Origin of the sequence: Nitrincola sp., assembly GCF_048264025.1 — a bacterium.
GTDB lineage: Bacteria > Pseudomonadota > Gammaproteobacteria > Pseudomonadales > Balneatricaceae > Nitrincola.
Window position 1 is genome coordinate 12679 of sequence record NZ_JBLXDN010000015.1, and the last position, 19456, is coordinate 32134.

The 19456-nt window shown below is 49.5% G+C and carries 23 protein-coding genes and 3 pseudogenes; 11 read left to right on the forward strand and 15 right to left on the reverse strand.

Annotated elements, in window-relative coordinates:
• Positions 1-93: 93 nt before the first annotated feature.
• A complete protein-coding gene (locus tag ACN0R1_RS12220; RefSeq protein WP_417583223.1) occupies positions 94-303 on the forward strand; it encodes a hypothetical protein in 210 nt (69 codons plus the stop codon).
• Positions 304-480: 177 nt separating this feature from the next.
• Here ACN0R1_RS12220 and ACN0R1_RS12225 read toward each other — a convergent pair.
• The 4 genes and pseudogenes from ACN0R1_RS12225 to ACN0R1_RS12240 form a co-directional block, all read right to left on the reverse strand.
• Positions 481-761: pseudogene (locus ACN0R1_RS12225) on the reverse strand (transposase); the annotation flags it as partial.
• 66 nt (positions 762-827) lie between these two features.
• Entirely contained in the window at positions 828-1055 is a 228-nt protein-coding gene (locus ACN0R1_RS12230) for a hypothetical protein (RefSeq protein ID WP_417583225.1), read from the reverse strand.
• A 681-nt stretch (positions 1056-1736) separates the two neighbouring features.
• Positions 1737-2533: pseudogene (locus ACN0R1_RS12235) on the reverse strand (IS5 family transposase); the annotation flags it as partial.
• A gap of 120 nt (positions 2534-2653) precedes the next feature.
• Positions 2654-3490, reverse strand: coding sequence for a Fic family protein (locus ACN0R1_RS12240; RefSeq protein WP_417583227.1), 837 nt, complete (start codon positions 3488-3490; stop codon positions 2654-2656).
• Between the two features lie 840 nt (positions 3491-4330).
• Here ACN0R1_RS12240 and ACN0R1_RS12245 point away from each other — a divergent pair.
• A complete protein-coding gene (locus tag ACN0R1_RS12245) occupies positions 4331-4579 on the forward strand; it encodes a type II toxin-antitoxin system Phd/YefM family antitoxin (RefSeq protein ID WP_417583229.1) in 249 nt (82 codons plus the stop codon).
• A gap of 1 nt (position 4580) precedes the next feature.
• Here the strand turns inward: ACN0R1_RS12245 and ACN0R1_RS12250 are convergent, their stop codons facing one another.
• Entirely contained in the window at positions 4581-4757 is a 177-nt protein-coding gene (locus ACN0R1_RS12250) for a hypothetical protein (protein ID WP_417583231.1), read from the reverse strand.
• Between the two features lie 98 nt (positions 4758-4855).
• Here ACN0R1_RS12250 and ACN0R1_RS12255 point away from each other — a divergent pair, with 98 nt between their 5' ends.
• Together ACN0R1_RS12255 and ACN0R1_RS12260 are read left to right on the forward strand one after the other, a co-directional pair.
• Positions 4856-5095 (forward strand): DUF2442 domain-containing protein, encoded by a 240-nt coding sequence (locus ACN0R1_RS12255; protein ID WP_417583233.1) that lies wholly within the window; start codon positions 4856-4858, stop codon positions 5093-5095.
• A 16-nt stretch (positions 5096-5111) separates the two neighbouring features.
• Positions 5112-5342 carry a helix-turn-helix domain-containing protein gene (locus ACN0R1_RS12260; RefSeq protein WP_417583235.1) on the forward strand — a complete coding sequence of 77 codons (231 nt, stop codon included), beginning with the start codon at positions 5112-5114 and terminating at the stop codon, positions 5340-5342.
• A gap of 107 nt (positions 5343-5449) precedes the next feature.
• Here ACN0R1_RS12260 and ACN0R1_RS12265 read toward each other — a convergent pair whose 3' ends face one another.
• From ACN0R1_RS12265 to ACN0R1_RS12275, 3 genes are all read right to left on the reverse strand, one after another.
• Complete coding sequence (locus tag ACN0R1_RS12265) at positions 5450-5944, reverse strand: antitoxin Xre/MbcA/ParS toxin-binding domain-containing protein (protein ID WP_417583237.1); 495 nt, start codon at positions 5942-5944, stop codon at positions 5450-5452.
• A gap of 357 nt (positions 5945-6301) precedes the next feature.
• The gene (locus tag ACN0R1_RS12270) at positions 6302-6502 is read right to left on the reverse strand and encodes a HigA family addiction module antitoxin (RefSeq protein ID WP_417583239.1); all 201 of its coding nucleotides are present in this window, start codon (positions 6500-6502) and stop codon (positions 6302-6304) included.
• Between the two features lie 129 nt (positions 6503-6631).
• Complete coding sequence (locus ACN0R1_RS12275; RefSeq protein WP_417583384.1) at positions 6632-6880, reverse strand: type II toxin-antitoxin system RelE/ParE family toxin; 249 nt, start codon at positions 6878-6880, stop codon at positions 6632-6634.
• A gap of 582 nt (positions 6881-7462) precedes the next feature.
• Between ACN0R1_RS12275 and ACN0R1_RS12280 the strand changes: the two are divergent.
• A pseudogene (locus tag ACN0R1_RS12280) lies at positions 7463-7608 on the forward strand (IS30 family transposase); the annotation flags it as partial.
• A gap of 374 nt (positions 7609-7982) precedes the next feature.
• Complete coding sequence (locus tag ACN0R1_RS12285) at positions 7983-8534, forward strand: hypothetical protein (RefSeq protein WP_417583241.1); 552 nt, start codon at positions 7983-7985, stop codon at positions 8532-8534.
• Positions 8535-8652: 118 nt separating this feature from the next.
• On the opposite strand, the gene ACN0R1_RS12290 is transcribed toward ACN0R1_RS12285, so the two are convergent.
• On the reverse strand, positions 8653-8910 hold the full coding sequence (locus tag ACN0R1_RS12290; protein WP_417583243.1) for a type II toxin-antitoxin system ParD family antitoxin: 258 nt from the start codon (positions 8908-8910) through the stop codon (positions 8653-8655).
• 229 nt (positions 8911-9139) lie between these two features.
• Complete coding sequence (locus tag ACN0R1_RS12295; protein ID WP_417583386.1) at positions 9140-9976, reverse strand: LysR family transcriptional regulator; 837 nt, start codon at positions 9974-9976, stop codon at positions 9140-9142.
• A gap of 136 nt (positions 9977-10112) precedes the next feature.
• On the opposite strand from ACN0R1_RS12295, the gene ACN0R1_RS12300 reads away from it, so the two are divergent.
• Together ACN0R1_RS12300 and ACN0R1_RS12305 are read left to right on the forward strand one after the other, a co-directional pair.
• Positions 10113-10829: an AzlC family ABC transporter permease gene (locus ACN0R1_RS12300; protein WP_417583245.1), complete on the forward strand. Its 717-nt coding sequence runs from the start codon at positions 10113-10115 to the stop codon at positions 10827-10829.
• Positions 10819-11127: an AzlD family protein gene (locus tag ACN0R1_RS12305; protein ID WP_417583247.1), complete on the forward strand. Its 309-nt coding sequence runs from the start codon at positions 10819-10821 to the stop codon at positions 11125-11127. The genes ACN0R1_RS12300 and ACN0R1_RS12305 overlap by 11 nt, the downstream gene beginning before the upstream one ends.
• A gap of 222 nt (positions 11128-11349) precedes the next feature.
• Here ACN0R1_RS12305 and ACN0R1_RS12310 read toward each other — a convergent pair whose 3' ends face one another.
• Positions 11350-12234, reverse strand: a complete 885-nt coding sequence (locus ACN0R1_RS12310; protein WP_417583249.1) for a LysR substrate-binding domain-containing protein — start codon at positions 12232-12234, stop codon at positions 11350-11352.
• A 17-nt stretch (positions 12235-12251) separates the two neighbouring features.
• On the opposite strand from ACN0R1_RS12310, the gene ACN0R1_RS12315 reads away from it, so the two are divergent.
• Positions 12252-13037, forward strand: coding sequence for an aspartate/glutamate racemase family protein (locus tag ACN0R1_RS12315; RefSeq protein WP_417583251.1), 786 nt, complete (start codon positions 12252-12254; stop codon positions 13035-13037).
• A 1237-nt stretch (positions 13038-14274) separates the two neighbouring features.
• On the opposite strand, the gene ACN0R1_RS12320 is transcribed toward ACN0R1_RS12315, so the two are convergent.
• The 3 genes from ACN0R1_RS12320 to ACN0R1_RS12330 form a co-directional block, all read right to left on the reverse strand.
• Positions 14275-14829, reverse strand: coding sequence for a hypothetical protein (locus tag ACN0R1_RS12320; protein WP_417583253.1), 555 nt, complete (start codon positions 14827-14829; stop codon positions 14275-14277).
• Positions 14830-15047: 218 nt separating this feature from the next.
• A complete protein-coding gene (locus ACN0R1_RS12325; protein ID WP_417583255.1) occupies positions 15048-15260 on the reverse strand; it encodes a hypothetical protein in 213 nt (70 codons plus the stop codon).
• A 20-nt stretch (positions 15261-15280) separates the two neighbouring features.
• The gene (locus ACN0R1_RS12330; protein ID WP_417583257.1) at positions 15281-16024 is read right to left on the reverse strand and encodes a DNA-binding protein; all 744 of its coding nucleotides are present in this window, start codon (positions 16022-16024) and stop codon (positions 15281-15283) included.
• 218 nt (positions 16025-16242) lie between these two features.
• On the opposite strand from ACN0R1_RS12330, the gene ACN0R1_RS12335 reads away from it, so the two are divergent.
• Together ACN0R1_RS12335 and ACN0R1_RS12340 are read left to right on the forward strand one after the other, a co-directional pair.
• Positions 16243-16767, forward strand: a complete 525-nt coding sequence (locus ACN0R1_RS12335) for a hypothetical protein (protein WP_417583259.1) — start codon at positions 16243-16245, stop codon at positions 16765-16767.
• A gap of 1 nt (position 16768) precedes the next feature.
• The gene (locus ACN0R1_RS12340; protein ID WP_417583261.1) at positions 16769-17836 is read left to right on the forward strand and encodes a site-specific integrase; all 1068 of its coding nucleotides are present in this window, start codon (positions 16769-16771) and stop codon (positions 17834-17836) included.
• 530 nt (positions 17837-18366) lie between these two features.
• Here the strand turns inward: ACN0R1_RS12340 and ACN0R1_RS12345 are convergent.
• Entirely contained in the window at positions 18367-19413 is a 1047-nt protein-coding gene (locus ACN0R1_RS12345) for a TRAP transporter substrate-binding protein (RefSeq protein WP_417583263.1), read from the reverse strand.
• Between the last annotated feature and the right edge of the window lie 43 nt (positions 19414-19456).

Here is a 19456-nt window from a genome sequence, read left to right on the forward strand (position 1 = left end):
GGGGGCTCCGCTGGAGAGTGCAGTCAAGACTATCAACGTTTGGCAGGCAGTCATGACTAACCATCTTCTGCACTTAACCAAAAAGGGGGAAGCATGTCAGTGATAGAACCATCTTCAAGTGTTGTATCTGGTGAAGCTGCTGCTGATAGGCTATATGATCGTGTTCATGAAAAATTAGAATTGAGTCCTAAAGGGCAAGCTGAAATCCTTGAAGCGATTACAAATCCCCCCTTAATTAGCCCTGACTTGCTTACCATAGCAACTAAAATGAGGGAAGACGACGGAATTTTCATCGAATTGTAAGTAACTTATTGCTTCACTTCTGAGTGTGACTGAAGGTCAGATTAACCACAACCGTCCGCCGAACCTATTTTAAGCCCCTAGTTGTCTGCTGGCGATAGTGCCCGCCTTTTCACCAATCCTATTGCCGGTCACTTAGGTAGCACCGACATCAGCGTGTGCTGGCGGGAGCATTTGTTTCGAGACCCCGTGAATTGTCACGGCAGCTAGTGTCATCGCCCGGCGCTGAAGTGGTTTTACAACCGGCTTCTTCACGAATATCCGACTTCAGATACATCTTCTTGAGCAGGGCATTTTCAGCTTCGAGCTCCCTCAGACGTTTCATCAATGTTGGTATGCCACTGGCAGATCGTAGCTCCGTTGAAGCTGTGCTTTCGGGCGAGGTCCGGCACGGATACACAGTTCTCGTGCTGTTTCAAAATCGCTATGATTTGGCTTTTGCTAAAACGTGACTTCTTCATAGATCGCTCCTGATCTCCTGATCATAAAAACGCTCTACTTATAGCCCCAATTACTTCTTAGGCTGATTACAATTCAGCCTCATCATCCATTGGTAATGGGGCGTCCAGATTCACATCTATATCACCAACAAGGCATCGGATATGGAGGGCTAGTTCAGATGTTAGAACTTTAAGGTCGGAAGGAGTGCAGTGCATGTCATGTGCTATATCGGTCAAAAAGCTAACACGCGCCTGGTCAATTGCATCAATATCTGACTGCATCACATGGCCATCAAGCTTTTTGGAAAATCGCATCTTATCCCACCACCTTACCTTATGCTCAATGCTTTATGAGAAGCCAAAGTAGGGCAATTTTATAGTTGTATGATAGTTATCATAGGTGAGTGTCGCACTTCGGAGTTGAATTCGCGATTAGGTATTCAATGTTGAATACCGGATTTTCTTAGAGCAACTGAGAACCAGCCCCCTCCAACCAAACTACATTAAAACTATTGGTAGGATAGCACCTCTAGCCCCCACGCCTGTGGGGGAACCTCTAGTGTTTTTTTTCGGAATTGATGAGCATTCCATTAGCCCCCAAGTGGGGGAACCTCAGGCTCTGAGGGAACTCAGTCCTGTACAACACGTTAGCCCCCACGCCCGTGGGGGAACCTCTAGTGCTTTTTTTCGGAATTGATGGGCATTCCGTTAGCCCCCAAGTGGGGGAACCATCATTAGCCCTGCATAAAACAACGCGCGATACCGTTAGCCCCCACGCCCGTGGGGGAACCTGAAAAGCAGACGACTCCAGGCCGCTCAGTCGCCGTTAGCCCCCACGCCCGTGGGGGAACCTCTTCTAATAGGCCACTTTTAACCAGCCGTAGCCCATTGTTGATGCTACCAAATTTTCATCGCTGTTCAATGGCTAAAATTGTGCTGCGTAGATTGGCGTGAAAGTGCGCAGTGCATTGGCTAAGGTTACTGCGATTAAGTCCGGTATTCAGTCCTCAGCAGTGCCTTATTTATACGGGGATGCTTCTTCAGTTCTTTGACCTTGCTGGGCGCTTCAGCGATATACCAGTCGACTGCAACCCCTTGAAGGGTCTCTCGTTTATCTGCACCTCGGTAGCCGTTGTCTGCAAACACGAAGGTTTCATCACCATGCAACAGATGTTCTGCTTGATTGAGATCGTGCTCATTCGCGGTGGTCGTCGTGAAGCTATGAGTGAGGCCGGTTCTGGCATCTACACCGATATGGGCTTTCAGGCCAAAATGCCATTGATTGCCCTTCTTCGTTTGGTGCATCTCCGGATCACGCTCACCTGACTGGCTCTTGGTAGAGCTGGGCGCTTCGATAATGGTAGCGTCCATCAGTGTGCCTTCCTTTACCAATACGCCAGCTTCACTCAACCAAGCTGAAACCTCTTCAAAAACTTTCCGCGCGAGTCATGGCGTTCCAGCAGGTGGTGGAAGTTCACGATGGTTGTGTGGTCCGGTATCGCCTTGTCGAGAGACAGGCCGGCAAAAAGCCTCATTGATGTAATCTCGTAGAGAGCATCTTCCATGGCTGGGTCACTCAGGTTGTACCAATGTTGCATGCAGTGGATCCGCAACATGGTAGCCAGCGGATAGGGGCGACGACCGTTGCCAGCTTAGGAATAGTGAGGCTCTATCACCGCAACCAAACGATCCCATGGAATCAGCTTCTCCATGCGACCGAGAAACTTCTCTTTTCGTGTCTGGCGACGTTTGCCGTTGAACGCGCTGTCAGCGATGGAGAGTTGGTGGTCCATGGGTCGTCCTCTATACATTAGAGCATGGATTCTCTCATGCTGGCGGACTTATTCGCAGTAACCTTAGTACCAGAGTCGATATCCCCAAAATTAAGGATGGTAAGTTGCCCTCCCCCTGTTTTACCAAAGCTTCGGAAACAGCATGCCTATCGACTCAGGAGAAAGTGCCAACTCAACCAGCTGCTGATGAGGAGGAGCAATTACCAGTTTTTCGTCCGCCATTTGCACAAGTAGTTTTTGAAATGTTCGCTCACCAAGACCAACCGCCTCGCGCAAGCTAGTTCTCGGTAATGGGCCATCATTCATCAAAAGCTGGTATACCTTTTTAGCCTCAATTCGCAACTTTGGCATAAGGACGCCGCGATCATTCGGTAACAATCCCGCTTCACGCATATCGAAGTAATAATTCACTCGGGTGCGAAGATGCTCCATCTGCAACAATGAAGCGAAATACGTGACCTGGTCTAGTGCGCTATCTAAGAAGTATTTAGTAAAAAACAGCAACCCCTTATCAGACAGTATCCCACGTCCATCGCTTGTTCCTTGACTCTCCATATCTGCCCGACTCAATGCTGCGTAGTAAGCATCTGTGTCTCGAGCAAATCCTCGACTCATTGACCACAATCCATACCCGGATAGACCCGCTTGTTTCATATATAGATCGGTGAATATTCGACCTACACGACCATTACCATCCAAAAATGGATGAACCCAAGCGAACCTATGGTGCGAGGCGGCAGCAGCAAGCAGTCGATTGATACCGTGAATACGGTCGGGTTGATATTGGTACTCAAACCAGTCTAAGTATCCTCCAATCAGGTCGCTATCAGGTGGAAAATGCTGACCAATTTTCACTCCGCGATGCCGAAATTTTCCTGGCAGAACCTCAATCATTTCCCCTGTTTCTGGATGTTCAACAAAGCGCGCACCTCGGCAAGCCCTCATAAAAGGCTTCATGTACTAAGCGAAAGAAGTCCGGTGAGCAAATCCGGCCTCTACCAGTTTTTCCCTTTGCTAGTTGAAACTGCACTTCAAGGTGCTGCTTAACTTCAAGCAACTCATCTCTAACCCTATGGGTATCAAATTCTTCCTGAAGATGTAGCACTTCAGATGGCATTATAAGATTGCCCTCTATCCTGTTTGAATAGTAGCTGTTCACCATCCGAATCAAGCACTCCATAGGCTTCCGCAAAGCCGGTGGAATGCTTTCATTGAGCGATCGATCCCTCATGTATATCTCGACGATCAAATCTTGCATCTCGCCGGGGACTCTTTCCTGTGATATGTAGGGTGTTATGCTGATCATAATTTTCGCAATAATTTATTTCTTAACTCTTTTAGTTATAAGATGTTTAGCAAAGAAATAGTCAAAAAATACCGGAATAGTTGCCGGAATAATTGCGCATTTGATTTTTGCGTATACTCATCTATTTTTACTCCAGAACAGCTTTATGAGTACATTTAAAATATATGTTTTTACAGCACTAAGAGTGCTCAAAAATAAACTAACTCTGATCGGCGCATATAGTGAGGTAGATCTACAACGCGAAGCAGTTTTCAACTGCCGAGACTTCAATATGTAGCCTGCAGAAGATAATCACTACAATCACGACTGCCCGCATGGCAGTATCGGAAATTGACCACCGTTATCTCGAATACCGAAGCTGTGTGAGCAAGTTGTCTAGTATTCATATCTAGTGCGCCTCGGGAGCCGTCAGGACCAAAAAGGGTGCTCTCAATAGCTCTCTATCGTTTGTTTCAACACCTAAAGACCTAGAAAGAGGTCAGGAGGTTGTTATGCCCCGTCATATATTAGCTGATACCTGTGTCAGTATCTCAGAGTTGAAGAAAAACCCCAGTGTCGCTGTGGCGCAAGGCAAAGGTTTCCCTGTTGCCGTGTTAAATCGCAAAGAACCTGTTTTTTACTGTGTCCCTGCTTCTGCTTGGGAAGAGATTTTGGATCGGCTTGAGGATATAGAACTTAATTCCATTGCAGGTCCTCGTAAGGATCAGCCAGTTATTGAGGTCGATCTGCATGACCTATAAGCTAGCGTTTCGGGAAGGTGCGCCGGATAAATGGAAAGCTATTGCAAAGCATCGCCTCAATGAGCATGAATTCCTCATGCCAAGCATTATTGAGATTGGCAATAGCTTCAAGTAAAACATCGAATTGCGACGGTGTGCTTGAAAGCACTTTGCCCAAACGAGCCACAGCGTTGGCCATCGAATAGGCCGTTGAGCACCGCAGCAATCTGGCCAGGGACTGGGAGTTGGTGGAGCAGCACAAACCACTCAACAAGATTGAGCCACTGGAGTAAAGACATGCACCGAGTAACAAACGTAGTAGCGAAGCCGGGCTATGTGCTGGCACTGACTTTCAATGACGGCACCCAAGGCGAGGTGTCCATCGCAGACCGTCTGTTCGGCCCCATGTTCTTGCCGCTTAAAGACCCCGCGTACTTTCGCCAGGTGCGCGTGGATGCGCATGGGGTCGTTTGCTGGCCCAATGAAGCTGACCTAGCGCCTGATACGCTTTACCGAAAGGTTAAGGGCACTCAGTAGCAGGTAAGAGGTTTAGATGATCGAAAAAGGCAATAAACCCGCAGAATACGTTGGCCTGTTGCTGGCCGAGACCCGCAAGATTCGGGGTTCTGAGACAGTAAGGGCTGCTGTGCGAGAGTACCTTATTGAAGGAGGCAAGCAGACCGAGATAGCAAGTAGGTACGGGGTTGATCAACGCTCACTCTCTCGGCTTATCGGCAAGCTCCTTGAAAACGGAATCAAGGCACAAACCAACGACCTCTTCTAAATAGCCTCACCGCAACTGCAACCATCTATCGAATTTAGCTGATGTTACTGCTGGTGCTATTCCAGCCTCAGAATGCAAATAGCCAAAATAAATTGAGAAATTTCATCTCAGCTAAAGTCACCGTATTCAATATGCTCGAGTACCTGACTGACCCACCTCCGTCCTTCAAATGTATCGAACAATATGAACGGTTGTGCCATACCAAGTGCCGGTACCTGACTATTGAGCCACTCAAAAGCTAATGTATTGGATTCCCAAACCCTGATGGCTTTTAGTAGTACACGTGCTGCATCAAGGACCCTTTCGGATTCATGGGTGGTCAAGTAGGGACGGCGATACACTTGGAATAAGCCCTCCTCCGATACATCGAGCAAGGCCGCGAACAGGGCTTTTTGTCCGGTGGCGTTAATAATGTGCTTGACCCAAACCCCAGGAACACCTTTCTTGCTGCAGGCAATAAATGCTGCAGGGTTAACCATAACTGTCTGAGGGATAGCACCGAATAGCTTATCCTTTTCACGAAGGGACGAGTCTGGACTACCTCGAGAGAGGGAAGTTGTCTCGTCTGCAATTTTGGGTGGTTTATATGGATATATATTCATTGTCTCCTGCAGATACGGATTAAATAGCGGGGGACTTTCAGGGTGGCTGCCAGCAGGACAGAATAGCCTATCCGATGGGTACTGAGCAGATTTTGCTTAGCCAGGCCTTTTAAGCTTCTGTTTTTATTAATGTAATTTCATTTTTTATATGATTTCATTTTTTCCCGCCTCTCACTTAGCCGACGAATTAGTCTGGAATCTCTATCGTTGACTTACCCACTCAAGGGTAAGTAAAAAACTGAAAGGAAGTTCTTATGGCTAAGTCACATTCAAACACTGGTAGTCGTGGTCCGTCCAGTCAAGGTTCTGGTGACAAATGCTCGAACGTGATAGGTGAGCTTTCAGGTTTAGATTCCATTAATTGCTATCTGCCACTGCTGCTTGTAGGGCGCGGACCAGCGGCTGAGGGTGCAGTTTGTCTTGAGCTAAATCATAATTCACCTGCATGACAAGCCAAGCGCGAGCGGTACTTACACCCGCCATTTCAAGGCGTAATGCCAAATCAGGACTTACTGCAGCACGGCCATTAAGGACACTCGACAGGGCAACTCGGGACATACCCAGCCGATCAGCTGGTTTCTGCCACGCTAAGACCAAGTGTGGTAATCACGTCCTCTTTCAGCAGTTCTCCAGGGTGCGGTGGTTGCATTATCATGGCGGCCTCTCTTTTAGTGCTAATTAACATAGTTAGCCCAATTCGACATCCACGCCAATAAATTGAAAAGCCACTCGCCAATTGCCGTTCACCCATATTGACCAATGCCCGTTCAACTCGCCATTCAACGGGAGCGGCTTGAAAAATGGTATGTTCAGGTCTGCGGAGGTAACGGCAACATTCAATAACGCCAGGACTCCCCGGAGCTTTACGGCATGTGCCGTCTGAATGCTTCGGCTCTTCCTTGCAGTATAAAAGGATTCTAACCCTTGTGTCGAAATCCGGTGATCATGGTTTTTTTTATCTTATAACATTACACTTCACAAAAAGAGCTAAGCGATATGTAGTTACCAACTATTCTCAGCAGTTACTGACTTTATTTTGATCTAACAGTCCTTACCGTTGCCAAGTACCATGCAAAGTCCTTGCGCACAGCTCTCTGTCTGACAAATTGGAGACTGACCAGCCAGTAACCCTGTTCGCGTAAAGATCCAGAACAACCGCAAGTTAAGACCAACAAGAACCTTGATATCACCACACCAGACCTGATTGGGTTGCTGGACATCAAATTTACGATTCTGTCGACTGGACGTAGGTCAATCAGGCCAAGCCGCGAATGACGGTCCGTTGCGCACGAGGCTAAGAAAGTTGGCAGTGGAACACTCTACCTACGATTACTTGGATTGTTAAAAGCAGAAGAGCACCGGTGCGCCGGCGCACCGATCACCAGGGCCCGGGCAGACATATCAACCTGGGCAATCTCCATCCCAGCGCATCACTGAACCAACACCAGCCAGCTCAGCCCGAAACATGAATACCATCGGTGCGCCGGCGCAGCGAGTTGCATCAAACACTGAAATCCGCGGATTATTCCGAAAGGTACGGACCTGCGACGGGTGACAGATGAAGAGGTCCGTCTAGCAGAGAAAGCTTAAACCTGCGGCCTCATAAGTGTCTCGGGGTCAGGCAGCCTGAAGTTGTGTTTCGTGAATACCTTCAAGCTGCATAGGCGGGTGTCGCACTTCGGAGTTGAATCCGCGGCCAGCGAATTTAAGCATTGCAAGTGTGTAATGCCCCCACTGTTGACAGCTGTCAACAGTGGGGGCATACTTGCTTTACACGTTATGACAGGCGGTTAAAAATATCGCACACGAATAAAGAAGTTCAGGCCGCTATCGAATGTGCAATTTCCAAAGGATGGGAATTCATACCGAGTAAAAACTACCCTTATTGCCGTCTACGATGCGGGGCCCCTGGGGCTGAAATCTGTTTAGCGTTTGGTCAACACCTAAAAAGCCAGAGAATCATGCGAATAAAATTCGACGGAATGTGGACCGCTGCGAATAAAAAAGGGCAGTACGCAGCCCTTTCTTGGGGAGAATAATGAAAAGATATATGTTTTCTCTGGTGCTGAGCAATGTCAGCATCGACACACCTGGCTTGGAAGACCGCCTTTTTGAGGCTGGCTGCGATGATGCGCTGCTGTGCTTTTATGGCAAGACGGTATATTTGGAATTTGATCGAAACTCATCTTCACTGGAAGACGCAATACTATCTGCAATTAAAAATATCGAATCTGCCGGCTTAGGTGCAAAAGTAGTATCTGTTGATGCTGGTGACTATGTGGGCTTAAGTGACATAGCCGCTTTATCCGACTCCAGCAGACAAGCGATCGCTTTGCTAAAAGACGGCAAGCGAGGTCCCGGTCAGTTTCCTAACCCGGTTCTGCGCCTAACCAGTCAACAACCGCTTTGGCGGTGGGGGGAAGTGGCTCAATGGCTGTACGCCCACAATCGCATTGACAGCGAAGTAGCGCACAATGCACAGATTATTGAGAATTTTAACTTGGCCCTCGAGCTACGAGAGCCAAAAAAGTGCGATCAAGTTTTGACCTTGGTGCATACCCTGAACGAGTTCGTAAACGAGGCTGTGTGATTCAATCAACCTTCTGTCTATAACGTGCAAGGCCCCAACACCGGATGGGCTTTGTTTATGTCTTTGAGGTCGGCCTTCGCAGCTGGCGCAATAGTCAACAGGTGTGTTGGCACTACTGTTAGCTCTTGATGTCGTCAAAAAGAGAATCGAGTGCTGCTTTAGATTCAATGGCAATACCCTCGCCACGGTCCAACTGATCGGTGCCAAATCTTAGCTGTTCCCGTAAACGAGCTAACTTGACCTCGTGAATCCAATCTTCATGGGTATCCATACATCGCAGTGCTTCACGAATCACTTCGCTGGCATTGTTGTAAAGACCGCTTTCCACCTTGGCTTTAACGCGGCACTCGAGTTCTGGTGTCAGTGATATATGCATGGCAACCTCCAAAGGTAGATATACCCTTAAAAAATGCTAGGTAATCCTACAAGGATTATCAATGACTGTATGTCGAATCCTCTAAGCCGCCTTGCCTGTCCGCCACTTCGACTTTGGTCTGCTACCTAGACAGTTGCCGGAGCACCAGGTAACCCCTTCGCGCACAAAGCAGCTGTTTAGCGCACTTTGCGGTAATTGAAAACGGATCGCACCGTGCCTATAAAGCCCTTTAAGCCCGGAGTGTCTGTACCAGTAGCTCGTAAAGCCGATCCACAGCTTCGTCCCCGTTTGACACCTGACTTCTATAGACTGATACCTCCATCGGCTCCAACGCTCCCAAGCCGTGAACAGCCCCTAGCACTTCCAAGTGATCCGGGATACTGCACTGGGGTAATACGGCTACAGCCAGTCCACTATCGACGGCAGCAATCTGGCCGGTCACGCTAGAACTTTCATACACCACCCGATAACGCCGCCCCTGCGATGCTAAGGTGTTAATAGCACTGCGCGTAGCGAGGCTGGTGCTTTCATAGACCGCGATGGGTAACGGGGTTCTCCGCCAAATTTCAAATTGCGTTGACCCTACCCACACCAGTGGCTCATAAAATAGCACCGGCCCTTGTTTTGGGTTTTCCCGCGAGATCAATGCCATATCCAAATCGCCACGCTCGACACTAGGAATAAGTAGTGTCGACTGCTCGCACACCAGTTCAATCTCTACTGACCCATGGTAGGGGGCAAACCGCTTTAACACTGGGGTGATGTACTTAGAAGCATAGTCATCAGGAACACCCAGTCGAATTCGCCCCTTTAGCTCGGTACCATGAAACGCCGCCTGCGTCTCGGCATGAAGATCAAGCATGCGGCGAGCATAGCCCAATAATTTTTGCCCTTCCGGCGTTAGTTGGTGTTGCCGTGGGCCCCGTAACAATAGCCGACACCCCAGCGCCGCCTCCAGCTTTTTCAGCTGCATGCTTATCGCCGACTGTGACCGATGTACAGTTGGCGCAGCGGAAGATAAGGAACCTGAGTCCACTACCGCCACAAAACATTTGAGCCAGTCCACTTGCAAATCTGGGTATGCCAAAGCATTTATCCTAATTATCAATTTATCGAATAGTAGCGAATCGAATTATGCGTTTTTAAAAACAATACGGTCAATCTTATAGTGCTACGACGCAGATGCAGAACAGGGCTTCAAGATGACTACCACCACTATAGAACTCCATCAACTTGACCGCGGGCTTGTGTGGTCCGGCTTCAAGCAACTCACCCCGATTTCAATCTTTGTCACCCTGTTCGGGGTTGCATTCGGCCTTGCGGCCAAGCAGACAGGGCTGGATAACACAGTCATTCTTTCCCTAAGTGCGCTGGTCTTCTCGGGCTATGCGCTATTTGCGCTGCTAGATCAATGGGGCACAGAAATTCCGCTGATGGCCATGCTGTTGACCGCCTTTGCAATCAACGCGCGCCATTTGCTGATGGGCGCGACACTCTATCCTTGGCTTCGCCAACTCCCCTGGATACAACGTTATGGCGTTATGCTGGTTGCGTCTGATGCCAACTGGGCGATGTCTATGCAAGCTTTCAGTCGTGGTCAGCCGGGACTGGGGTTATTACTGGGTGGCGGGCTAGCGATCTGGTTGTTCTGGGTATTGGGTACCTGGCTCGGCATCTACTTCGACACGATAGTCAACGATCCCAAGCGCTTGGGGCTGGATATGGTTGTGGGCTGTTTTCTGCTGGCTATGGTTGTGGGCGGAGACAAGAGTACGCGCATGCTGATCATCTGGTCGGTTGCGGCCGCTTCATCGTTACTAGCCTACTGCTATTTGCCCGAGAACAGCTATGTCATTGTCGGCACTTTGGCCGGCGGCGTCGTCGGAGTGATCCAGGGGGCCGACAGCGATGAGCATTGAAACCTCAGACAGCGGAATCCTCGCAATTGTGCTGCTGATGGTGGCTATCACTGTCGCCACTCGCTGGGGTGGCGTCTATGTGATGTCCATCGCTCCTATTAATTATCGGGTGAAACTATTTATTAACGCAATGTCCGGCTCCGTACTTGTTGCCCTAATCGCCCCAATGACTTTGACCGGCGACTATGGCACCCGGATGGCCTTGCTGGCTACGGCAGTAACCATGCTGCTGTTAAAAAAACCATTGCCTGCTATTGCCTGTGGCATAGTGGTGGCAGCGTTGATAAGGAGTATTTAACTGTATACAGGTACTAGCTATCTAGACACGTGCCTGAGTACCAGGTAGCTCTTTAGCGCACCAAGCAGAAGTTAGGCCAATTTCGCCGTCTCCGAAAAGCGGACATTTTTCAGGATCCGGTTCAGCAGGCACAATCGTCACAGAGCCGACATTGAGGAGCAAATAAATAAGTATACTGCCCCCGGAACTCCCTTCGGTACTCCTGTCAGAAACGGATGGTCTTTACTGATATTTATCCGAGCAGTAGCGCCGAAGCTCTCCCTTCAAAGATTCAAGAATTACCGAATGGTGACCGCTTCGCCAGATCAAGTGTGTGCGTGTAGTCGCAATTTCCGGCGGCAGAGGCAATACCTTTACTTGTTTTTCCGCATGCATCGCTTTCAGTACAGAGCGCGATACGATGGCGATGCCGGAGCCGGCTGCTACACACGCCACGATTGCGTGATAGGAGGCTAGCTCCAATATCCGATCAGGCACCACTTTCAGCATCGCCAGCCAATCTTCCAGAATACGTCGGTAGGAGCAACCGGTGGCGAAAGCGATCACTGTACACTGCTGCAACTCATCCGCACTTTTTAGCTGCTTGGCACTCTTAGGGGCGATTAGGACCAGTTCTTCATCAAACGCTCCAAGCGTTTCCAGCTCGGTGGTTTGGAAAGGTTCGGAGACAAATGCCGCTTCAATATCGAAGCGGTGGACGCGGGTGATCAGTGAGGTTGAAGTGCCGGTTACCAGCTCGATCCGGACATCAGGAAAGTGTTCGTGGTAGCTCGACAAAAGCGGCGGCAGGCGTGCGGCAGCAGTGCTCTCCAATGTGCCAATGCGCAACGTACCGTTTGGGGTGCCACTGCGCACCGCGGCTTCGGCTTCTGACGATAGCCTTAATAGCCGCTCTGCATAACTGAGAAGAAGTTTTCCCTCGGCCGAGAGAACCAATTTGCCGCTCTGGCGCAGGAACAGTTTTACGCCCAGCCGCTGTTCCAGGTTCTTGACTCGGGTGGTGATGTTGGATTGCACCCGGTTGAGGTGTGCCGCCGCCTTAGTAATGCCGCCGAAGTCCACCACAGCCTTGAAGATCTGGAGCGAATCAAGATCTATGTTTCTCATTTTGAGAACCAAATATCATGATTATTCATTTTTTGTTGGGTTCTGGTCAAGCTACACTTCGGCAGGTTCTATTAGCTATTTCAATTTTTTATCAACTGGAGTCGGTACGAGTGCGTAAGATTGGCCTGATTGGCGGGATGAGTTTCGAGGGTTCGGCGGTATATTACCGTAAGATCAATGAGGCGGTCTGTGAGCGTCTTGGAGGTCTCCATTCAGCAGAATTGCTTTTACATTCCGTCGATTTTCAGACGATCGTCGACATGCAGAAAAGTGGCCGCTGGGATGATGCTGGCGAACGTCTAGCCGATGTCGCTCGAGGCCTTGAGGCGGCCGGTGCAGAGTCTGTAATGATTTGTGCGGTCACGATGCATCTCGTTGCAGATACCGTTGAGGCCTCGGTTGATGTGCCTTTCATCCATATCATTGATGAAACTGCGCGACGTCTCAAGGCTGCGGGATGCTACAAGCCTCTTTTGCTAGCGACTCGTTATACGATGGAGAACGGGTTCTATCAGACTCGGATTCGGCCGCATGGCATCGATGTGATGGTGCCGGACGCTGAAGCAAGAGAGCGTACTCACAATATTATTTTCGATGAGCTCAGCGTCGGTAAGGTGCTGGGTCAGTCGCGAGATGACCTAATCTTGATGATAGAAGCGGCGAAGGCTGAAGGCGCCGATTCCGTTATCTTCGGCTGCACAGAGATTTGCTTGATTCTAGAGACGGACAAGCTGCCTTTGCCAGGCTTCGATTCCACTGCTATTCACGCTGAAGCAGCGGTCGAGTTCGCGTTTGGGGATTGATGTCGACTGAAAATGAAAGAACAAAGTTGCGGTGTCGGTCCGGGTTAACGACAAGGCTATAGCAGCCGCAAATAACGAGCAGAAACGCTGATATTGATGCTGCAAGCAGAGCAGTTTCCGGTTCACCAATGTACGCTATGGGTCGAAGCTGGCAGTTTTGATCACGGTGACCCGCTTGAATGAACGTCTGCTTAGCGGATTGATTAGGAGATCCTTAAGGTCAGAGTTGGGCCATGAGCAGACGGAAGACCTGATCAAGCCTATAAGCCCACACAGGCGCAGCGGAATCGGGTAGCTTTGACCTAACTCACAGGTGAATACCATAAAGTCGCGATGGAGCACCTAGAGCTTTATGCTTTGGGGGCAAACTGGCGACGTGTATTTTATTAGGTACCGAGATGTTTTGTCGGTGTTCTTTAAAGTTGAGACCTCCAATGACATCACCACGGTTAATCACCAAACAAACTGGTGGGACAGAGTATGTAGTTCCCCCACCAAGCATCATTTCAGCCTTATGGGACGGGCATACCATAGTCGGGTACCCTGTCTATCAAGTGGATACACCCTTGGAATGCGCACTTCTGGCTCTAGGCTTTGCTCAAGAGCAACAGAGTTTCACGCTGGAAGGCAGGTCAGACATACTCCAAAACGATCCCCATGTCGATGTTGCCTTGTGGAGATCAGTAGCCAAAACCCTATGTAGTTGGGGGATCGGCACAGCTGAGAGGAAAATGCTGCAGCAATGGCGGTACCAGCTCCATGAAATCGAACAACAGCTGGTGCTGGTTGGAATGTCCCTTTACAGGGCTTTCCTAAAAATCCCCTTTGCTTGTGTTGGATAGCAAAAATTACCTGGTTAAGCAATTTTTGCAGGTCAGTGATTAAGCTACGTGCTGTAATCGTACGAGTGCCTGACGTAAGGTACTGCTGATGCTACTTATTGTCGCTACTATCCAATAGCTACAGGGCAATCACGCTAGTCGCCTTTACCTATTGAGCGTTTACCTCTTTACACTAAGAGTGTTCGTACTATAATTGGTACCAGATGGATGTGCGCGGGGACTCTTTTGCAAAGTAAGTGAGTTGTAATGCCAACACAGCTAGCTTTACAGCATATGAGGAATTCCATTTGCCGACCTCACTTGTGGGGGCCCTAGATGACCTGGGATAAAGAGCACCCGATATTGATTAGCACTAAGGCCCGAAAGGGCCTTTTTGCTTTCTGCAATAAACACACTTACCGCCTTCTCTTGTTTCTTGATTTCGGCGGTTTGGGCTTGACTCCTTTGACTGCCAAGCTGTGTGCCAGAGCAGTAAACGGCATGTTAGGTGCATCAGAAGGTGGTGGCTTAGACTTATCGTACGGATGAATTGTCTTCACCCGGATGAACAAGCCATTTTCTTCTTGGTTACTCTGTTGAGCAGAGAACGCGACCTTTATTGGCATGCCATCTTTGTCTTCCACTATGAGCCAGTTTTCCCCGCTGTGCTTCCGATCTTTCGATAGATAGCAGACTTGGGATGTCCAGCCAGCAATCCACTGTCTGGCATCAAGCGTGTAGCTGTGCCGAATAGGACAAAATATCCGCTTATTACCATAGTGATCATGTAAAACCGTATGCCCTTCCTCAGGCTCACCGTCTGCATGGGGCTCAGTATAACAATGGTTACTAAAGACTATTCCAGTAGGCACTTCAGTTCCGCATCGTAGAGTAAATGTATGTTTCATGCGGAATAGGTGGCGCAGATCATAACGCTGACCATTGAATATGATGTACTGGGGGTGATGCATCTGGGATCCTTATCTACATTCCCATTGGTGTGAGAGTGACTAGATGACAATCACAAGGGTTGAAGCATTGTTTCCCTATTGTACGGCACGTTTCTAAAAACATCGGCAAAAGATGCAAACTTCAAAGCAAACAGAAGGATAGGCTAGTAAGTGAGAATGGAGCTGCCTTCCAGGTCATCAGGAAAAAATCTCATCGAGATCATATGAGACCGAAATCCTTACTTGCGGCTTATCTCTCTCATGATGCCAGATAGGTCAAGCCCGAGACTGTCAGCCAGTCGTCCAATATCACTCGGCGGTGAAGGAGGGGCGAAACTGTTTGCTTTCTCAGCTCTCTTTGCAACAACCATGACTTCTAACTGAGCCACTAGCATGTCCAACTGCTCAGGCTGTAACGACATCAAAAAATCAACAGAACGCTCATCGTGCATCTTTGATCACTTCTCCCAGGTTATGAGTATGCTTCATCACTGTCTTTAGAATCACCCTTTTGTTGCGACTTAAACTCAGCAATTAAGTCTTCACGTTGCTGGCGCAGAAGCTCTGACATCTCATCTTTCATTTCATTTTTAAATGATTTGAGCATGATCCGGTTTTCCTGAGCCTCCGCTGAAGAACGCTGCAGTTCATCCTTAAGACCCTTGATCGTGGCTTCTGCCTCCAACAGCTCACCACGCAGCTGGGCCATTTGAATTTCTAGCTTCTGTTTGTCGCCGGCAAGGCTGCTCATTGCATCGATCTGTTGTGCGATCGTCGATTCACTCTCCTGAAGAGACTTCTGTAATTCGAGAACCTTGTGGGCCTTATTTTCTACTTCAGACTCATTTCGCTCGAGTGTTGCGTGTAATTCGAGCCGCTCCGCGCGTAGGCTTCTTCGATCTTCTTCTACGGCGCGTTGCTGGTCAACAACGGTTTCCTGAGCGGCAAGCAGCGCATTCTCCCACAACAGTTCAAGTGACGTTTTCAGGGCTGGCGGCATTGATGCCGGGTCAACGCTGTACTCTTCCTCGTCCCTCCACTCGTTTATGTATTTCTGCACGGTGGCATCACTGCCACCTGAAATGCCTGTGTGGGTACGAATCGTTCTAATCGTTGCATGAATCGCTTGGGCCTTAAGCTCACGGCAGGCTTTGAAAACAACGCTTTTATCCCAGTACTGGCTTTTACGGCCATTCGGCCGAGTTTCTTCATTCATGGCACTCACCTCATTCATTGCGCCCCCTGCCCTGTTCTTCGAAGATTTTGGCGCTACAACTTCAACTAATAATATATTGTATTAGTGTATTACACTAATACATATACGACATATATAACTGTAAAGATTCAACAATCTTAATAGTAATGTGCTAATCTCAATCGGAACCGAAGTTGAAGCTGGTAGATGCTGGCTGCCAAAACAGGAAGGAAAGGGCGATGATCGAGAAACACGGCCGCGAATGGATGGACCATGAAATCAGCCTGGCGCAGATGTCGGCTAATGAATGGCGGCTGGGGATGGATGACGCCGGATCACCGGTCGATCAACACTGGTTTTACCTGGTCGATACGCTGGGGAGCAGCATACAGGCGATGGGCGTTAATCGCGCCATCTTCGACAAGCTTGGCCAAATGAACTCAGGTGCCTGGATCGCTCCGGAGGAATGCGCAAGCGAGATCGTTTCACGGGTACTTGGCGTTGAATCCCAAACTAAGGAGGGCCAGCGCCTATTGGCCGCGGCTATCACTGCGTATATCCCGCAGACCCAGGCCTATCTGGTATGGCTGGCGCATACTGGCGAAAAGGACCAGATGCACTTCATTCTGATGATCTATCCTGGTGGCGTACTGCGACCCCAGCCGATCCTATACCCGGGCGCCATAATTCCAGTACCTGAACTAATGGCCAACCTGGAAGCAATTATGTCTGCCGACAAAGCCAAGTATCCTGAATGGTTCTGATATGAGTGGGCTCATCACACAAGCGCAACGCCAGCTGCAGCAACTCGGCACCCAAAATGGACTGACCGCAGAGGGTGAGGGCGCCAACCCTTTATTGGACGCTCCATTGAGAGGTGAGCGTAACCCGGCCAACGTATACCTCATGCGGTATGGCGGTACCACGGCCGTGACTTACCGGAATCGGTTAAATCAATGTGCGGCCCGACTAGGTGCGCCAAATGGGGACTATGAATGGCTCAACTGGGCGGAGTTCAATGCCCATCGAATTCAGGCAATGCTGCAGGCACTATACGAGCCCTATGTTGAGGACGGCGATTACAAACGCCGATCGCCCAACACCATGAATGGGCTACTGGTTACATTGAAAGGCGTGATGAGCCAGGCATTTAAAATGGGGTGGATCAATCGGGATACACACGAAGGCATCAGCGACATTAAAGCCTTCAAAGTGAGGCTGGAGCTTACAGGCCGTATGGCCGATTCTCACGAAACCGCAGCACTGGAGGCGGGCTGCGATGCTGTAGCCGAGACGAAACCCGGAAAAGCGGCACGCGACCGCGCTATATTCCGTTTGGCATTCCTGTCCGGGATTCGTCGCCATGAATTCTCGTTACTTAACCTAGACAGCTTCAAGCCGCAAACAGAACAAATCACGGTACTAGGAAAAGGGGGGAAAGTTGCCACTTTGGAACTGGCACCCGAAACAACTGAAGCCATACTGGGGTGGCTTCAGCACAGAGGATTTGAGCCTGGAGCACTGTTCACAGCTGTTAGCAAAGCAGATAGGCCGATTCTCAGTCGACGGATATCCCCATCAGGCATTGGATACCTGTTCAAAGATTATTGTCTGAGGTTAGGTATCAATAACCTGACACCCCATGATTCAAGGCGTACTTACTGCTCAAATGTGCTTGATGTACCCGGCATAGATCCCAAAACAGCTATGGATATGGCTAGGCATAGTTCGTTCGACACAACAGCCAGATATGACCGACGAGGAAACGAGAAGCGCAAGCATGTAGCAGGGCAGCTAACCATGGGGAAAGTGATCAGTCGTGGTCCGGGGTAGGAGATCTAAAGCCCACAGGTAACAAGATAAGAAAGTAGTGTAATGCCGTGAAAATTATACGGATGGAGATCAGTGCACCTGGGCCGGCAGCTGCTTGCTGCCATGATTACATAGTTACAGATAGCTTATTCCCAGCAACTCAAACGTGAACAGATTAAGTACAGGTGCTATCCAAACCTATCTGAAGCGCAGAGCGATATGTTCGTCTATATATCGAGATGTTCTACACCCCTGCCAGCCCATGATTCCAATCACTGACTGTCGCCAGTAGCGTTTGAAATGCAGTATTTGACCAAAAAAAGAGAGTCTAAGAAACTCGGGGCGATTTAAGCTGAACCAGTACAGGTGATTCTTACACTATTGATGGGAACCATCCTTGGTACCCAGCAATAGATTGGCTTAAACTGGAAAAAACTAAGGCTATGCCTCTTTAATTACTAATACTCACTATGAGAACAGCATTCTCTATTTAGAATAGCAATACCAACTAAGAGCAGAAGATGCCGTCAAGTTCATAGGCAGCTAATATTCTAATTTTGAGCGGATGACGTTTTCTCGGCTTCATATTGACGGGCGACCAGGCGCAGCTCGTTCAGCGCACCACGGGCATCCACATCCAGATCGGATACGCTCTGAATCCAGGCCTCATCGGCCCCCTCAGCCAACGCCCGGTATTCCTGCGCCAGCGGGTCATTCACCCCCACGGTATTGATGGTTACGCCACTTTCGCGAGCCAACTTGAGACCTGCCACATCTGACTGATCCTGAGCCCAACCGCCCAGCGCCGACAATTTCTCGCCCGATACTCGACGAATGGCATCAGCGTCTTTCGGGTCCAACTCTTCCATGAAATCGGGGCTAATGAAGAAAGAGAAACTGCCCAGATACATACCGCCCGGCAGCTGAGTACTGTCGGTGATCACTTCGTTCAGGCGCAGGTTTTTAACATCACAGACCGGCAGAAAAACACCATCAATAACACCTTGCTGCAGCATTTCATACACTTTGGGTGCCGGAGCCGCTACAGGCACAAGACCCGCTTTTTCACCAATCACAGACTGGACACCGCCACCGACACGAATCTTCTTGCCCTGAAGGTCAGCCATGCTTGTAACCGGGAAGTTACTGTGAATCTGACCGGGCCCATGAGTCACCAAGGCGACCAGTTCCAGACCCTGAAACTCAGGCGCATCCTTGAAGTATTTGTTGTGCACACGCCAATGCGCCACGGACGCAGCTTCACCTGAAACGCCCAGCAATGGCTGTTCCACGATCTGAGTTAGACGAAAACGTCCCGGCACATAGCCGTGGTAGCCCCAGCTGGCATCAGCAACGCCATCCTCAACCAGGTTGAACATGGTTTTCGGATGACCCATGTTGTACTCAACGGCCAGGGTCACGCGGTTATCGGTGGCGTCTTCGATCCACTTTTTCCAGGTCGGCAGCACCACTTCATTGACCGGGTGCGTCGGTGGCATCCAGCTGGCAAATCGCATCACGGTCTGGCTCCAGGCGGAAGCGGAGAACAGAGTGCCTGCGGCCGCCAGGGCGAGGGCGGCAAATTTCGTCTTCTTCATGGGTCGTACCTGTATTGTTATGGTTATCTATTGTTTTATCTGT

What these genes read in the sequence shown, in the direction of transcription:
- ACN0R1_RS12230 (WP_417583225.1), bottom strand. Translation starts at nt 1,055, where the DNA reads ATGCGATTTTCCAAAAAGCTTGATGGCCATGTGATGCAGTCAGATATT.
- ACN0R1_RS12305 (WP_417583247.1), top strand. Translation starts at nt 10,819, where the DNA reads ATGAGCATTGAAACCTCAGACAGCGGAATCCTCGCAATTGTGCTGCTG.
- ACN0R1_RS12340 (WP_417583261.1), top strand. Translation starts at nt 16,769, where the DNA reads ATGAGTGGGCTCATCACACAAGCGCAACGCCAGCTGCAGCAACTCGGC.
- ACN0R1_RS12320 (WP_417583253.1), bottom strand. Translation starts at nt 14,829, where the DNA reads ATGCATCACCCCCAGTACATCATATTCAATGGTCAGCGTTATGATCTG.
- ACN0R1_RS12335 (WP_417583259.1), top strand. Translation starts at nt 16,243, where the DNA reads ATGATCGAGAAACACGGCCGCGAATGGATGGACCATGAAATCAGCCTG.
- ACN0R1_RS12290 (WP_417583243.1), bottom strand. Translation starts at nt 8,910, where the DNA reads ATGCATATATCACTGACACCAGAACTCGAGTGCCGCGTTAAAGCCAAG.
- ACN0R1_RS12315 (WP_417583251.1), top strand. Translation starts at nt 12,252, where the DNA reads ATGATTATTCATTTTTTGTTGGGTTCTGGTCAAGCTACACTTCGGCAG.
- ACN0R1_RS12245 (WP_417583229.1), top strand. Translation starts at nt 4,331, where the DNA reads ATGCCCCGTCATATATTAGCTGATACCTGTGTCAGTATCTCAGAGTTG.
- ACN0R1_RS12310 (WP_417583249.1), bottom strand. Translation starts at nt 12,234, where the DNA reads ATGAGAAACATAGATCTTGATTCGCTCCAGATCTTCAAGGCTGTGGTG.
- ACN0R1_RS12220 (WP_417583223.1), top strand. Translation starts at nt 94, where the DNA reads ATGTCAGTGATAGAACCATCTTCAAGTGTTGTATCTGGTGAAGCTGCT.
- ACN0R1_RS12345 (WP_417583263.1), bottom strand. Translation starts at nt 19,413, where the DNA reads ATGAAGAAGACGAAATTTGCCGCCCTCGCCCTGGCGGCCGCAGGCACT.
- ACN0R1_RS12285 (WP_417583241.1), top strand. Translation starts at nt 7,983, where the DNA reads ATGAAAAGATATATGTTTTCTCTGGTGCTGAGCAATGTCAGCATCGAC.
- ACN0R1_RS12255 (WP_417583233.1), top strand. Translation starts at nt 4,856, where the DNA reads ATGCACCGAGTAACAAACGTAGTAGCGAAGCCGGGCTATGTGCTGGCA.
- ACN0R1_RS12325 (WP_417583255.1), bottom strand. Translation starts at nt 15,260, where the DNA reads ATGCACGATGAGCGTTCTGTTGATTTTTTGATGTCGTTACAGCCTGAG.
- ACN0R1_RS12270 (WP_417583239.1), bottom strand. Translation starts at nt 6,502, where the DNA reads ATGTCCCGAGTTGCCCTGTCGAGTGTCCTTAATGGCCGTGCTGCAGTA.
- ACN0R1_RS12300 (WP_417583245.1), top strand. Translation starts at nt 10,113, where the DNA reads ATGACTACCACCACTATAGAACTCCATCAACTTGACCGCGGGCTTGTG.
- ACN0R1_RS12240 (WP_417583227.1), bottom strand. Translation starts at nt 3,490, where the DNA reads ATGAAGCCTTTTATGAGGGCTTGCCGAGGTGCGCGCTTTGTTGAACAT.
- ACN0R1_RS12265 (WP_417583237.1), bottom strand. Translation starts at nt 5,944, where the DNA reads ATGAATATATATCCATATAAACCACCCAAAATTGCAGACGAGACAACT.
- ACN0R1_RS12260 (WP_417583235.1), top strand. Translation starts at nt 5,112, where the DNA reads ATGATCGAAAAAGGCAATAAACCCGCAGAATACGTTGGCCTGTTGCTG.
- ACN0R1_RS12330 (WP_417583257.1), bottom strand. Translation starts at nt 16,024, where the DNA reads ATGAATGAAGAAACTCGGCCGAATGGCCGTAAAAGCCAGTACTGGGAT.
- ACN0R1_RS12250 (WP_417583231.1), bottom strand. Translation starts at nt 4,757, where the DNA reads ATGGCCAACGCTGTGGCTCGTTTGGGCAAAGTGCTTTCAAGCACACCG.